Origin of the sequence: Paraburkholderia nodosa DSM 21604, assembly GCF_000519185.1 — a bacterium.
Classification (GTDB): domain Bacteria; phylum Pseudomonadota; class Gammaproteobacteria; order Burkholderiales; family Burkholderiaceae; genus Paraburkholderia; species Paraburkholderia nodosa.
In genome coordinates, this window is record NZ_JAFA01000002.1 from 1 (window position 1) to 12,490 (window position 12,490).

Here is a 12,490-nt window from a genome sequence, read left to right on the forward strand (position 1 = left end):
CCAGAGTGTGTGGAAACCCCAATTTTTCCCGAATGTAAGCGGTAGGCAATCAGATCGATCGAGTTCGATACGCCGATTTTGCGCTAATCGGACGTCGCAAGTACAACAACGCCCCTCGGGGCTTCAGCCTACCGCCAACTTCATGGCTTTCATCATTCCCGCTACGCCAAGTATGTTCATGACGCGTTTCAGGTTGTAGGCCAACACGTGGAGGCTCATCTCGGTGCTCACTCGCCCGAGCGTTCTGGTCAGGAAGTGTGCGGGGCCCATCCAGTGCTTGAGCGTACCGAAGACATGTTCGACCGTGCTTCGACGGACGGTCATTGCATCGGGTTTCCTGTCGAGCCGTCGCTCCATGGCTTCCAGTATATTTTCGTGTTCCCATCTTCGGATGCGGCGATAGTCGCTGGGGGAACATCGCCGTTTCATAGGGCAACGCGGGCAGGCACTCGGCCAGTAAACCCTTAGATTCAGGCCATTTTCAACGGTAGTGAAGCGATGGATAGCTCTCTCGCCGGCAGGACATCGATACACATCGCCTCTTGCCTCATAGACAAAGTCGGCTTTGGTGAACAGACCTTTCTTCCGTGATGCCGATGTGAGTGGCTTGGGAACGTATGCACGGATGTCGTTCAGCTCACATGCCCTTATCTCCGGCCCGCTGAAGTACCCCCGGTCAGCGACAACCTTCAGCTTCAATCTGCCCATCGCGTGCTTTGCAGAGATCGCCATTCTGCTGAGTTGTCCGTGGTCGTTTCCGACATTGGTTACCTCGTGCTCAATGATCAGATGGTGTTTCGTATCCACTGCCGCCTGCACGTTATAGCCCACTATGCCGGAGCCTCTTCCGCTTGTCGCCATGGAGCGCGCGTCGGGATCAGTCATCGACAGTTGCTTCTCCGGTTGTTTCTCTAGCTGCTTCCTGATCTGTGCAAGTTCACGCATCTGCAGGCGCAAGCGGGCGATCTTCTCGTACAGTCGAACGGTCTTTGGAGCGAAACCTGTTGCGCTGGTTCTGTCTGCCGTTTCAATCAGGTCGAGGTATCGCTGCACACTCTCCTCGATCTGCCGCTGGCGCTTGTCGAGCTTGCCCGTTGTGTAATTCAGGTCCCGGCTATTTGATGCCTTGAACTTGCTGCCGTCGATGGCCACCATGTCGCTGGACAGCAGCTTTAGTCCGCGACACAGTTCGACGAAACGCCGACATGTATTGCGAATGGCTGTGCCACTCTCGCGGCGAAAATCTGCGATCGTCTTGAAGTCCGGAGCGAGACGGCCTGTTAGCCACATTAGCTCGACATTGCGCTGACACTCGCGCTCCAGGCGCCGACTGGATGGTATCCGGTTCAGATAGCCGTATATGTAGATCTTGAGCATCACACCGGGGTGATAGGAGGGACGTCCGGTGGTCGCCGGCTTGATGCCGGTGAAGCCCAGTTCCGCGAGGTCCAACTCGTCGACGAAGGCGTCTATGACTCTGACTGGGTTATCTGCGCCGATGTAGTCATCGACACATTCGGGAAGTAGTGCGACCTGTTTGCGGTCATCGCCTTCAACGAATCGCTTCATGAGTCACCCGGATCTCAGTGCGTTGATTCAGTTTAGGCGACCAACGCGTTTTCACACAGGCTGGGTCGATCGCAGTATGGGCGTATGAAAGTGGCCGGTGGCGTTCCGAGGTCATCGAATGCTATCTGAGCCACGTTGAGCGCAACAAGGTCAAATTAGCTTACACCAATGCGACGAAGTATCTCTCTGAGAGGCGCGACCTTGCCCAACAATGGGCCGATCTTATAGATCCCCTGACAGCAACGGCCAGCCCCAGATTGAATGTGGCCTAAGGATGTTACCAGCTGCTCTCCGCAGCGGCGAAATTTACAGAAGCCAAACTAGAGCCCCGCAGAAGCCGGATGGCTTCTCCGCAAAAGCGAACGCTATCGAATCGCTGCATCCGCCGCGACCAGAATGATCGCGGCAATTTCCTACCCTGACACACGCCCAATCTGGACGGCATTCTGGCCGCAGTTCGTCGAAGTCAATCTCGTACCTGACGGGAGCGATTTCGACGTCTGCATCCCATCTGGCCGGGCGCACATCGGTTTCAGCACCACCACCGGTCAGAACAAAGCCTTCATTTCGATGTTCGTCTTCCGCCGGACTCTTTGCGCATCCGGCGCCATCTCTCCCGAACGATCTCATCCAAAACGTAGAACGTCACGTCGATCTCCACCTCCACTGTCAATGACGCTGCCAATTTGACAACCCACGCCGGACTTTCCGACCCGGAATCTGACTCCGCGATGGCAGTCTTACATCCAGCGCTTTTTACCGACCCAGCGGGATTCGCCTGTCCCACCGCAGAGGCCGATCGTCAGCGCTCTCCTCCGCCTTCGACCTTGACTCAGCGCAATGTCAGATTATTTAACCCGTGTGTTGACATTGTCAGATTTAACTCGTACATTGCTGACATGGGAGGGCGCTATGTCTGACGGACCATTCAGAAATGTCGCATTAACTAGTCGCTGGAAGGTATACGGCCAAAGGCTGGTTAGCGACGCCACCAGTGCTGAAGAGCGCATGGCGCAGGCTTGCCACAGCATGATTCGCGACGTAGACATGAAGACCTTTCATCCCCTTTTAGGCGAACTCAGTGCGCATGCCCAGCGCCCCCAAATGGACCTCGACCCTGTGGCAGCGATTGAGACAATCTTTGATCGCCACCCCAGGTCGTTTCTGTCCGAATCTCTGAGCAGGCATTTGATCGCCAATCTCAGGGATCAGATATCGCCGGAGAAAGCACTTGATCAAGCGTTGGGGAACACGGCAAGAGAATGGATTGGCACCACCAAGAATCGACTCGACGAACACTGCATTCGCGCCCGCGATCGTGGGGACATGAAGCACGAGGACTATCGCAAGGGGCTTGAGCGAAACCAAGAATCCTTTTCTGCCATCAAGCCTGACGAGCTCTGCGCTGCTTTGGCCTCCGGCAACAAGCGCGCATTTAGCGAAGCGCTTCATAAGAAAAGCGGCGTAGATGAGGGCCCCGAAGAATGAGCACTAGCGTCAACAAACCAGCTAGATCGGAAAAGCGTCTGGTTGTTCTCGAGAATGGGCAGAAGCGCGGTCGCGCCGTCCCGAAGGATGCCGAAATTGCGGAAATCGGCCGGCACATCTGCTTTGATCCGTCAGCTCTCAATAGCTTTGACGTCGAGGGGTGCAAGCCAATTCACTACGAGATGCTGGTTCTTTGTGCCGCCGTGGAGTTCGCTGATCGCCGCTGGAAGCGGCCACTGAACTGGCGCCGGATCTTGCATGTGACTCTTCCCGTTGCCGAACCCGAGAGCTGGCAGCAGCCGGAGGTTCTGAACAGCCTCCAGGGTGTCTTGAACCATCTGACCGGCGACACCTGGCAATTCAGCTTTGTGAAAACGAAGGCGCCCGCGCCTATCGGCTCGCGACAGATACCATTGGACTTCGGTATGACCAAGACCTTTGCTGTTGCCTACAGCAATGGCTTGGACTCGCGTGCAGTATCGGCTTTGAGCGGCGCAAGAGACGAAGCCCTTTGTATCCGGGTTGCCGGAAATTACCAACGGCCCAAAGACGGCGATAGCTACTTCACGCAGATTCCCTTCGAGACCAAGGAATACCGTGGCAGCGAGAGTAGCTTCCGCTCACGCGGATTTCAATTCGCAGCGGTAACAGCGATTGCCGCGCAACTCTCAAACGTGACTCGAATTGTCGTCCCAGAGAGCGGACAGGGGGCGCTTGGGCCGGTGCTGCTTCCGCTGTACAACGTTTACCCTGACTATCGCAACCATCCGACGTTCTTTCGAAAGATGGAGCAGTTCATAAGAGCATTGCAACACTACCAGGTCAGCTTTGAACAACCGCGCCTCTGGTTCACAAAAGGCCAGACATTAAGCGCATTCTTGCACATACCCGGAAAGTCTAAAAAACATCTGACGAACACTCGATCCTGCTGGCAAACGCGCCGTGTCGTCAATGTAGGTGAGAAGAAGCAGTGCGGCCTGTGTGCTGCCTGCTTGCTGAGGCGCTTGAGTCTGCATGCCGCTGGCGTCAGCGAGGCGCGCGACACCTATATTGTGTTCGACCTCGCCGCCTCCGATGTGGAGGAAGCCTTATCGGTCATCCCTCAGAAGGCCGATAGAGATATCATGGTCGAATATGGAAGTGTCGGTGTGCGCCATCTGCAGCATCTTGCAGACATGGCCGGTCGACCCGATGACGGTCTTCGCGCGTACGCCTCGCAAATCGCGATCGCGACCGGGGAAACCTATGAGGAAACTTTGAAAAAGCTGAAGATGATGTTGGTATCGCATTCCGAAGAATGGCGAGCATTTCTATCCGCGCAAGGACAACAGAGCTTTCTGAAGAACTGGATGGATGGAGGACGCTATGGCTGATCTGAATGAGCTGACTGCTCAGGAACTCGGACGTCGGCTGCGAATAGCACGAGAAAACGCAGCCATCCGGCAAGAAGACGCCGCTCAGATCATCGGCGTTTCCAGACCCACGCTCGTATCCATCGAGAAGGGTGTACGCCGCGTGCGTATTCAGGAAATCCAGATGCTTGGCCGCCGCTACGGCGTATCTGTGAACGCCCTACTCCGCCGCGAAGCTGTCCACATCGACTTAGTGCCTCGTTTTCGCAAATTACGTGAGACTGAGGACACTCAAACCGCTGAAGCCATTCGACTATTCAACGACTTGATCAGAGCAGATGTTGAAATGGAAAACATCCTTGGCATCCAGCGCCGACGAAATTATCCGCCGGAACGCGGTCTCAGTGGGGGCGATGTTGTGGCACTCGCCGAAAGGCATGCCAAGGAATTGCGCGACTGGCTTGGTCTTGGCCCTGGACCGATTGCCGACATTTTCTCGGTAATCGAGCTGGATCTTGGCATACGCCTGTATCAGCGTCGCCTTGCTTCCAACTCGAAGGTTGCGGGCCTCTTCAACTACGATGAAAGCATAGGTGCCTGCATTCTTCTCAACGCTAGTCATCCGTTACCCCGGCGCATCCAGTCCGCGGCGCATGAACTCGGCCACTTCTATGGGACGCGTCAGACTCCGGAGGTGCTCGAAGAAGATGAGAAATTTCTGTCTCGGGACGAGCGCTACGCCAACGCTTTTGGTCGTGCCTTCCTGACGCCGGCCGAGAGTTTCTCGGAAAGCTTCCAACAATTGAAGCAAATCACTGGCAAGACGACCCGGCGTCTAATAATTCTCCTCGCCCAACAGTACAACATATCGCGGCAGGCGTGCTGCCTCCGGCTTGAGGAACTAGGCCTTGCCAAGAAGGGAACCTGGGTCTGGTTCGAAAACAATGGCGGCATCACTGACGAGCACGCTCGGGAGGTTCTCGGCGAAATGACTGAACGCCGAGATCCGGCGAAGAGCGATTCGGACCGCCCCATCTCCCACCGCCTGAGCCTGATGGTACATGCCGCCTGGAAGCGCGAATTGATGTCGGAAGGACAATTGGCGGAGTTGCTGAAGTTAGGCCGAGTGGAAGTACGCGGCATTATCGATCAAATCGAGCTTGAGGAAAGGGATACGGATGAACTGCTCAAGCTCCCGGATTGATATCGTGAACCAGTGGGTTCTCGACACCAGCGTACTGATTAACCTTCACGCGTGCAAATATGGCGAACGAATCCTCTCAGCTATCCCGAACGATATCCTTGTTCCCGAAATCGTGGCAGGAGAACTGGAACATGAGAGAAGCCGTAAAAATGGCGAGTACAACTTTCTTCAGGCGCTTGTGGCAGATCGAATCGTTACTGTCGCGGGTCTGACCGACGCTGAGGAGCTGATTTTCCAAGAACTGACATCAACATCTCCGTCGCTGGACGATGGTGAGGCCGCGACGATTGCCATCGCCGCCTCCAGACAACTTCGACCGGTTATTGATGAACGAAGGGGGCGAACGCGCGCCGGCGCACTGCTTCCAACGTTACTGCCGCACTGGTCGCTAGACCTTCTTCGGCATCCGACGGTGATCGCAACACTTGGTGTCCAAAATGCCGTCGATGCGCTATATCACGCCCTACGCGACGGTCGCATGCGCATTCCATTGGAAAGTGCGGACGACGTTATCGCACTGATAGGCGTAGGGCGGTCTCGCGACTGCACGTGCCTTCCTGGGTACCGCGAACGGTTTCTCGACGGTCGGAACAGGTCCACAGAGGCGGGAATATCACCGCATCACGTTGCGACTGCCGCACCCCGATAAAAATATCGGGAATATGGAGCGATCCGCATGCACTCGGTAAACGCACCATGGAGCACCGCGACAAAACCCGGCTGCCGGTACACGGCCGCGTGATCGTACTCACCGGGCTCACGGCTGCCGCGGCAATTGCGTTGGCCTAGCTGCTGTACATGAGCTGGGGCAAGACACATATGAACGTGGGCGCAGCAATGGCCATCATGCCGCGCATGACGGATTGGGCGCCATTAATCTGCTGCTGGTGCTGGTCATGTGGATCGTGATGATGCTCCCGTCGGTGATGCCGATGGCTCTGACTTTCGCGTCGATCAGTCGGCAGCGACGTGTGCAGCAATCGCCGTATGCACGCACGGGTGCATTCGTGCTCGGCTACCTCGCGGTGTGGTGCGGATTCAGCGTGTTGGCGACGCTCGCCCAGTGGGGAATGCTCGAGGTTCGTCTCGTTACCCCGATGATGGTGAGCACAACGCCCTTGCTTGGAGGCACGCCTCTGATCATTGCCGGTGCTTTCCAGCTCACGCCATTAAAACATGCGTACCTTCGCAAATGTACGTCTCCACTCGGCCTTCTTCTGACCGAATGGCGCGACGGCACCCTCGGTGCCTGGATCATGGGAGCTCGCCATGGAACCTGGTGCGTGGGCTGCTGCGGACTACTCATGGCGGTGCTTTTTTTTGGGGTCGGCTGCGGTGCTGTCTATCTGCGCAATGCTCGAAAAGATACTGCCGCAAACACGTTGGATCGCTTTCGCGGTAGCGCTCCTGCTGGTCGGCTGGGGTATCGCTGTTGCAGCAGCCTCGTGAGGTCGTGACGTCACCGCCGGTATGCCCGCTGTCGATGGCGGCATAACCCGCGCTGCGGGGGCGCCAGCTGCCTGACCACTCGAGGCCGTCGGCGAGTACACGCTCAAGCACGCAACCACCCTCGGCAAACCATGGATGCGTGTCAGGCACGTTGTGGGAACCGTGCCTGGCACTTCACCGGTGTTATCCCTCGCAGGCCGCTCGCCAGCGTGGAAACATGCAAAAGAAGTCGTCTCCGACCTGGCAGCCATAGCGGAGCTTGGACGCTGCGTTCGTAGTCTTGTTGTCGTGTAACTGCGTCACTTGCACCCTGCTTCCGGCCCATTCCTCCAGGTCTTTGGCAAGCTCCGCGAGTTCAGCGGACGTTAGTTCGAATACCCGGTACTTCATTTGACTCCTCCAATGCTACGTGTGAACGCGATGCAGCTTACGCTGCTCACCGCTGCCGCCGACGCATCCCGAACCATGGCTCACCTGACGGAATGTCTGCCGCCAGGGCTCACCATTGAACCCGCTTCAGGCGTTTGTCTTGCGTGATCGTTCATGACGTAGCTCATCGTCTCCTGTTTCTGACATGGGCTCGCCGCACATCCTGCGTTCATGGTGGCGGTACCCGCGTGAGTCGATGCAGTTGTCTGCCATCCGGGTCATTCGGACCCGTTCCCGTTGCGACGACAACAATTCATCGCTTCATGACACCACCTCTTCGCCCTCATGTCCGTCGATCTGCACACGGTAATTCTGATGTCTTCGATTATGCTGGGACTCATGCCGATCGCGCTGTTCGCGCGGACCCGAAACTCCCTCCCGAATATTCCCGTGCGCACCGCTCATGGACTCGCCTGATGTCGACAATGATCTCTGACCCCATAATCTACTTCGGCTCGGCCGCCTCGACTGGACGTTCTGTCCAGTGAAATTGACACGATCTATTTCCGGTCTTTCAGAAATGCCCGTCCGGCAGCCGTAATCGTAATGCTGGAGCGCGCGCCCGACGGGTAGCCGACGAAGCCCGCGCTGATCAGTTCCCGGGTGACTGACCAGCCCAGCGCCGGCGCGTCTCTCCCGTAGCGAACTTCGGCGAGGCGTTCCAGCGCCCAGATTGAGGACGCGGATATGGTTCGCTCATTTAGCTTATCGTTGTCGTTCATCGTTTCTCCAAAGAATTAACAGGTACTCGTTGCGTATTGCGAGGTCACGCACGATCAGACGGAATTCGTCGCGCCCTGTCGTGTCCAGTCGCAGGTCGCACCGATCTCGATGCGTATGGCTGCTTCCACGAGATCAACGCCATGCTGCCTGGCGTGTTGATCCACCTGCGTCATCAGCGCCTCAAGTGACGGTAACGGCGCACCATTCTTCCACGCAAATGCAATGATATTTTCTGTACTGTCTTCGGCTGAGGCGAGCGCAACCGATGAGCCGAATGTCCCGCGAATCCCGGCGAGACTGCCCCCCAGCCGGGGATCCTCTCGCAGCAGGTTGGCGGCCATCACGCCACCGTCGTTCATCCGCGAATGGCACGCTTTGTAGAAGGCCGCGTCAGAGAGCTCAGGAGGCGCACCGTCTGCGTTAAAGCCGTCGAGCAACAACGCGTCGTAGGTTTGCGTGGTTATCGACAGGTATTGCGCAGCGTCCGCGCAAACGACCGACAGCCGCTCATCGTCGGGTGGGATGCAGAAACGGTCGCGCAGTGCGATCACCTGCGGATTGATCTCGACTACGGTGATGCTCGCATCTGGCAGATACCGACAGCAGTACTTCACCATTGATCCTCCGCCCAGCCCGATCATGCAGATGTGCCTGGGAGCAGGCTGCAACAGCAGGAATCCCATCATCGTGCGCGTATAACCTAGTGCGAGCATGTCTGGAGCGGCGCGCAGCATGATGCTTTGCACGCCTCGGCCGTCCAGGTGCAGCGAGACGAGATGATCGGATTCCATGACGCCTGGTGTCTCTGGAGCAGTGCCTGAATGAAAGGCCCGAAAACCCGGAAGCGACCAGTTAAAAGGTGGCATGCGGCTCATCCCCCCTGTAGCAGCGGCAAAAGCGCTTGAAGTGCCGCGTCTTCATCCGGGCCCGCGACCAGCACCTGCGCGGCAGTCCCGCTGCGCACCCGTAACGCGTCAATTGCCATGCCGTCCTTCGCATTGGCACGGCGTCCGTTCGCGGTCAGCAGGATGTCGCTCTCGAAGCGGCGTGCCACATTGACGAATGTATCCCGGGCAGCGTACGCCCCATTCCGGTTCCACCCGGAACCGGTTTGAAAATGCATAACCTTTGCCATGTTCTTTACCAAAACCTCAGAACAGATCCCTGGATTCAGTGCGAAATATCGATCTGGCAGTCCATGAGAAATGCCCGTAGCTCGCCTTCCCACGTCGTGACCTGCAGGTCGATGCTGACGCTGGCAAGTCGCTTCATTTCGAGGTTCAGGTGCACCGCTTCAAGCGATCGGGGCCATACACCCTGCACGAAACAACGACCGTCCACGTCAAGCAGCAGCCACGGATAACGCCGGAAGCGCGCACTGGCGACCGAGATCGCATCCAGCACGTGCCGGGCCGATTGCCGTGGATAAACGAAGGCCAGGTGGATACCGGCCGCCGCGAGCTGCTCGCCGACGTCGTGGAACCGGTGGACCATCTGGAACCCGCGTTCACCGCCGCGCCCCACTCCCACCGCGACCAGACCGCGACTTCCTGCAATCTCCCGCAAGCGCACCAGGCGCCGGTCAGGTAACACCAGTGCTCCATCCAGATCGAACATGACGACATCCTCAGCGAATCCGCCCGCAAGTTCGCTGAAGGGCGGCGAACGCAATTATAATCCAGAGGCAATACTATGTGCCTTACATTATAATACCCTGTGTGCCGTCAAATGATTGGTGCCCGCGAGACGCGCCCTATTTTTCCCGACTGGCCCGAACCTGTTCCAATGGAAGCCGCAATGAACGCCACCCCCGCATGCCCGCAATGCTTAATGGAGAACACGTACCCGGACGGAGCGCTGTATGTGTGCGCGGACTGTGGTCACGAATGGTCAGAGGTCGGGGGCGTCGACACCGTAGACGAACCGGAAAGGCGCGTGGTCCGGGATGCAAACGGAACCGTGCTCTCCGACGGTGACTCGGTGGTACTCGCCAAGGATCTGCGTGTGAAAGGCTCGTCGATCACGCTGAAGATGGGTACCAGGGTGAAAAATATCCGGATCGTCGGTGGCGATCACGAGATCGACTGCCGGACCGATACCGGCAGCTTCATGCTCAAGGCCTGCTTTCTGAAGAAGGCCTGACCGAGCGCCCTGCACCGCACGCGAAACGCGGGGGGTGTTTCACGCCTTGTTTACCGGATAAATCGAGAATGGACGGCGACCCGACATCCTGTGACGCATTCGTCGAGTTCCTCTCGACGCCACTGAATGACAGGCGACCCTTCGTGCTGGAAACGCAGCACGCCGTGTCCCTGCACTTCGATCACTTTGCCACCCAGAGCTGCATGTCGCTTCGTGCGCCGGACAGGCTCACGCTCGGCTACACGCGCACGATGATGGGATTCCTGCTGTTGCAGCCTGCTCCCAGGCAAATCTGCATGATCGGGCTCGGCGGAGGCTCGCTGGCAAAGTACTGCTATCTGCATCTGCCCGAGGTGGAGATCACTGCGGTCGAGATCGACCCCGAGGTCATTGCGCTGCGCGACGTATTCAGGATTCCGGCAGACGACGCGCGCTTCAGGGTGGTGTGCGCCGATGGTGCAGACCACATCCGGAATGAGGGCGCCGCAGCCGATGTCATTCTGGTTGACGCCTACGTGTCGGGCGGGATCGCGAACCAGTGCACGGATATCGCGTTCTTTGGTGCATGTCGCGAACGGTTGACGAAGACGGGCGTACTCGCAATGAATTTCACCGATGACGAACCCGCGCTGGATCTTTACGTCGAACGGCTGAAATCCGTGTTCGGCGCCTCATACGCATTGGTCCGATGCGGGGACGACAGCAATTACGTCGTTTTCGCCTGGAAAGGCAGAAGCCGTTTGCCGTCTTCGCGCGTCCTGCTGGACCGCGCCTTCTCGTATGCCTGGGCGGATGATCTGAGGCTACCGGCAACCGCCAGACGCCTGAAGGGCGGTGTGAGCCTCGACCCCAAGCGGTTGGTCTGGCGCGAGAACGGCCACGCACACTGGGAACAAGGCGCCTGATGCTGCTCGCAGATTCCGGCGGCTTCAGTCAGCATTACGCCCGACCCGCTTTCCGAGCGCGCTCTTCGTCTTGTAGGTCACGCCGTGACGTTCGAGATATTCGCGGATCAACTGCCGGACAACCTGCGATGACGTCAGATCCTGAGCGGCACAGAGCTTCTCGAATGCCTCCTTCTTGGCGGGATCGATCAGGATGGTCAGGCGCGCGGTTTTCGTTTCCATTGGGGGGCAGGAAAGGCAAGTATGATAATCGAATTATAATACACTGGCGTTCAATGCCAATGGCCACGCGAGCGGCCGAGGTCGTTCCGGCAAACGCGTCTCCCGGAATATTGAAGCCCAGCGCCGCGAGGCCCCAGCGGCACAGCCGGAACAGCGGGTTCCAGCTGTTTCCCCGTCTGATGGCCCCCGACGCAGGCCATTGTGCTCCGCCCTGCACGCCCTCCCATGCGGGCTTACCGCCTGTATCCCTGTCTCCAGACATACGCGAGTACATCGTCGGCTACAGGCACAACCGTCAGCGTGACGAGCGCCGCAGCGAGCGGAACGGTCGACACGTAACCCACGTGCCTGAACCCGATCGCGCCTGCCAGACCGCCGACGAAAAAAGAAGCCAGCATCGTGCCATGCGTCCTCAATTTCGCGCGGTTCGCGATGACCGCGTGCGTATCCGCGTCAACGGTCGGCCAGTTCCAGTAAAAAAGCTTGCCCAACTCTATCCCGAGGTCCGTCACGATGCCGGTCATGTGCGTCGTGCGGATCTCCGCGCCCGACAGCTTCGCAATCGTCGCGTTCTGCAGCCCCATGATGAAGCACAGCAGGATCACGGTCACAGGCACAAAGAACGCCTCCCATAGCGCGAGATGGCTGCCGAGCAAGCCGAACAGGAGGAGCAGCGCGGCCTCTACCAGCAACGGCAGGACGTACTGGCTTTGCAGGTTGCGCCGTCGCCCCCAGTTGACGAGCACGGCCGAGCACCCCGCTCCGACAAGAAACGATGCGAGCGCACCAATACCGGCAAGCGCAAGACGAGCATCCCCGAGCGCGGTTTGGTCGGCGATCGCCGAGACGATGCCGCTCATGTGTGACGTGTATTGTCCGACCGCGAGGTAGCCGCCAGCGTTGGCCGCTCCCGCAACAAAGGCGAGCGACAACCCGAGCTGACGGTTTGCGCCTGCGCTGCGTCGTCTTCCCGTGAGGCTTCGAAAATACTGTGCTGGCATAGGATC

Annotated in this window: 14 protein-coding genes; 7 read left to right on the forward strand and 7 right to left on the reverse strand. The window is 58.1% G+C overall.

What is annotated here, in order from left to right; translation table 11 throughout:
* Window positions 1–123: 123 nt before the first annotated feature.
* Window positions 124–1,569 carry an IS1182 family transposase gene (locus A3CW_RS0102530; RefSeq protein WP_028202163.1) on the reverse strand — a complete coding sequence of 482 codons (1,446 nt, stop codon included), beginning with the start codon at window positions 1,567–1,569 and terminating at the stop codon, window positions 124–126.
* Window positions 1,570–2,481: 912 nt separating this feature from the next.
* Here A3CW_RS0102530 and A3CW_RS0102535 point away from each other — a divergent pair.
* From A3CW_RS0102535 to A3CW_RS44970, 5 genes are all read left to right on the forward strand, one after another.
* Window positions 2,482–3,057 (forward strand): hypothetical protein, encoded by a 576-nt coding sequence (locus A3CW_RS0102535; protein ID WP_028202164.1) that lies wholly within the window; start codon window positions 2,482–2,484, stop codon window positions 3,055–3,057.
* Window positions 3,054–4,430, forward strand: a complete 1,377-nt coding sequence (locus A3CW_RS0102540; protein ID WP_028202165.1) for a 7-cyano-7-deazaguanine synthase — start codon at window positions 3,054–3,056, stop codon at window positions 4,428–4,430. The genes A3CW_RS0102535 and A3CW_RS0102540 overlap by 4 nt, the downstream gene beginning before the upstream one ends.
* Window positions 4,423–5,613 (forward strand): XRE family transcriptional regulator, encoded by a 1,191-nt coding sequence (locus A3CW_RS0102545; protein WP_028202166.1) that lies wholly within the window; start codon window positions 4,423–4,425, stop codon window positions 5,611–5,613. Before A3CW_RS0102540 ends, A3CW_RS0102545 begins: the two co-directional genes overlap by 8 nt.
* Before the next feature lie 4 nt (window positions 5,614–5,617).
* Window positions 5,618–6,262 carry a DNA-binding protein gene (locus A3CW_RS50725; RefSeq protein ID WP_211254028.1) on the forward strand — a complete coding sequence of 215 codons (645 nt, stop codon included), beginning with the start codon at window positions 5,618–5,620 and terminating at the stop codon, window positions 6,260–6,262.
* 214 nt (window positions 6,263–6,476) lie between these two features.
* Window positions 6,477–7,070, forward strand: coding sequence for a DUF2182 domain-containing protein (locus A3CW_RS44970; RefSeq protein ID WP_051481178.1), 594 nt, complete (start codon window positions 6,477–6,479; stop codon window positions 7,068–7,070).
* A 921-nt stretch (window positions 7,071–7,991) separates the two neighbouring features.
* Here the strand turns inward: A3CW_RS44970 and A3CW_RS0102565 are convergent.
* Genes A3CW_RS0102565 through A3CW_RS0102580 form a run of 4 tightly spaced genes read right to left on the reverse strand, consistent with a single transcriptional unit; the run spans window position 7,992 to window position 9,831 of the window.
* Window positions 7,992–8,213: a hypothetical protein gene (locus tag A3CW_RS0102565; protein WP_028202168.1), complete on the reverse strand. Its 222-nt coding sequence runs from the start codon at window positions 8,211–8,213 to the stop codon at window positions 7,992–7,994.
* 54 nt (window positions 8,214–8,267) lie between these two features.
* Window positions 8,268–9,080: a fused MFS/spermidine synthase gene (locus tag A3CW_RS0102570; RefSeq protein WP_028202169.1), complete on the reverse strand. Its 813-nt coding sequence runs from the start codon at window positions 9,078–9,080 to the stop codon at window positions 8,268–8,270.
* Between the two features lie 5 nt (window positions 9,081–9,085).
* The gene (locus A3CW_RS0102575; protein WP_028202170.1) at window positions 9,086–9,349 is read right to left on the reverse strand and encodes an HPr family phosphocarrier protein; all 264 of its coding nucleotides are present in this window, start codon (window positions 9,347–9,349) and stop codon (window positions 9,086–9,088) included.
* 35 nt (window positions 9,350–9,384) lie between these two features.
* The gene (locus A3CW_RS0102580; protein WP_028202171.1) at window positions 9,385–9,831 is read right to left on the reverse strand and encodes a hypothetical protein; all 447 of its coding nucleotides are present in this window, start codon (window positions 9,829–9,831) and stop codon (window positions 9,385–9,387) included.
* A 180-nt stretch (window positions 9,832–10,011) separates the two neighbouring features.
* Here A3CW_RS0102580 and A3CW_RS0102585 point away from each other — a divergent pair, with 180 nt between their 5' ends.
* Both A3CW_RS0102585 and A3CW_RS0102590 read left to right on the forward strand, forming a co-directional pair.
* Window positions 10,012–10,356, forward strand: coding sequence for a zinc ribbon domain-containing protein YjdM (locus A3CW_RS0102585; RefSeq protein ID WP_028202172.1), 345 nt, complete (start codon window positions 10,012–10,014; stop codon window positions 10,354–10,356).
* A 68-nt stretch (window positions 10,357–10,424) separates the two neighbouring features.
* Entirely contained in the window at window positions 10,425–11,261 is an 837-nt protein-coding gene (locus tag A3CW_RS0102590) for a fused MFS/spermidine synthase (protein WP_028202173.1), read from the forward strand.
* Between the two features lie 24 nt (window positions 11,262–11,285).
* On the opposite strand, the gene A3CW_RS0102595 is transcribed toward A3CW_RS0102590, so the two are convergent.
* Window positions 11,286–11,483, reverse strand: a complete 198-nt coding sequence (locus tag A3CW_RS0102595) for a ribbon-helix-helix protein, CopG family (protein ID WP_028202174.1) — start codon at window positions 11,481–11,483, stop codon at window positions 11,286–11,288.
* 233 nt (window positions 11,484–11,716) lie between these two features.
* Complete coding sequence (locus tag A3CW_RS0102600) at window positions 11,717–12,484, reverse strand: YoaK family protein (protein ID WP_028202175.1); 768 nt, start codon at window positions 12,482–12,484, stop codon at window positions 11,717–11,719.
* Window positions 12,485–12,490 lie beyond the last annotated feature (6 nt).

Excerpts from the sequence above, each read along its gene's own strand:
- A3CW_RS0102565 (WP_028202168.1), bottom strand. The coding sequence starts at position 8,213 with ATGAACGACAACGATAAGCTAAATGAGCGAACCATATCCGCGTCCTCA.
- A3CW_RS0102575 (WP_028202170.1), bottom strand. The coding sequence starts at position 9,349 with ATGGCAAAGGTTATGCATTTTCAAACCGGTTCCGGGTGGAACCGGAAT.
- A3CW_RS0102535 (WP_028202164.1), top strand. The coding sequence starts at position 2,482 with ATGTCTGACGGACCATTCAGAAATGTCGCATTAACTAGTCGCTGGAAG.
- A3CW_RS0102545 (WP_028202166.1), top strand. The coding sequence starts at position 4,423 with ATGGCTGATCTGAATGAGCTGACTGCTCAGGAACTCGGACGTCGGCTG.
- A3CW_RS0102540 (WP_028202165.1), top strand. The coding sequence starts at position 3,054 with ATGAGCACTAGCGTCAACAAACCAGCTAGATCGGAAAAGCGTCTGGTT.
- A3CW_RS0102585 (WP_028202172.1), top strand. The coding sequence starts at position 10,012 with ATGAACGCCACCCCCGCATGCCCGCAATGCTTAATGGAGAACACGTAC.
- A3CW_RS0102590 (WP_028202173.1), top strand. The coding sequence starts at position 10,425 with ATGGACGGCGACCCGACATCCTGTGACGCATTCGTCGAGTTCCTCTCG.
- A3CW_RS0102570 (WP_028202169.1), bottom strand. The coding sequence starts at position 9,080 with ATGCCACCTTTTAACTGGTCGCTTCCGGGTTTTCGGGCCTTTCATTCA.
- A3CW_RS0102600 (WP_028202175.1), bottom strand. The coding sequence starts at position 12,484 with ATGCCAGCACAGTATTTTCGAAGCCTCACGGGAAGACGACGCAGCGCA.
- A3CW_RS0102595 (WP_028202174.1), bottom strand. The coding sequence starts at position 11,483 with ATGGAAACGAAAACCGCGCGCCTGACCATCCTGATCGATCCCGCCAAG.
- A3CW_RS0102530 (WP_028202163.1), bottom strand. The coding sequence starts at position 1,569 with ATGAAGCGATTCGTTGAAGGCGATGACCGCAAACAGGTCGCACTACTT.
- A3CW_RS0102580 (WP_028202171.1), bottom strand. The coding sequence starts at position 9,831 with ATGTTCGATCTGGATGGAGCACTGGTGTTACCTGACCGGCGCCTGGTG.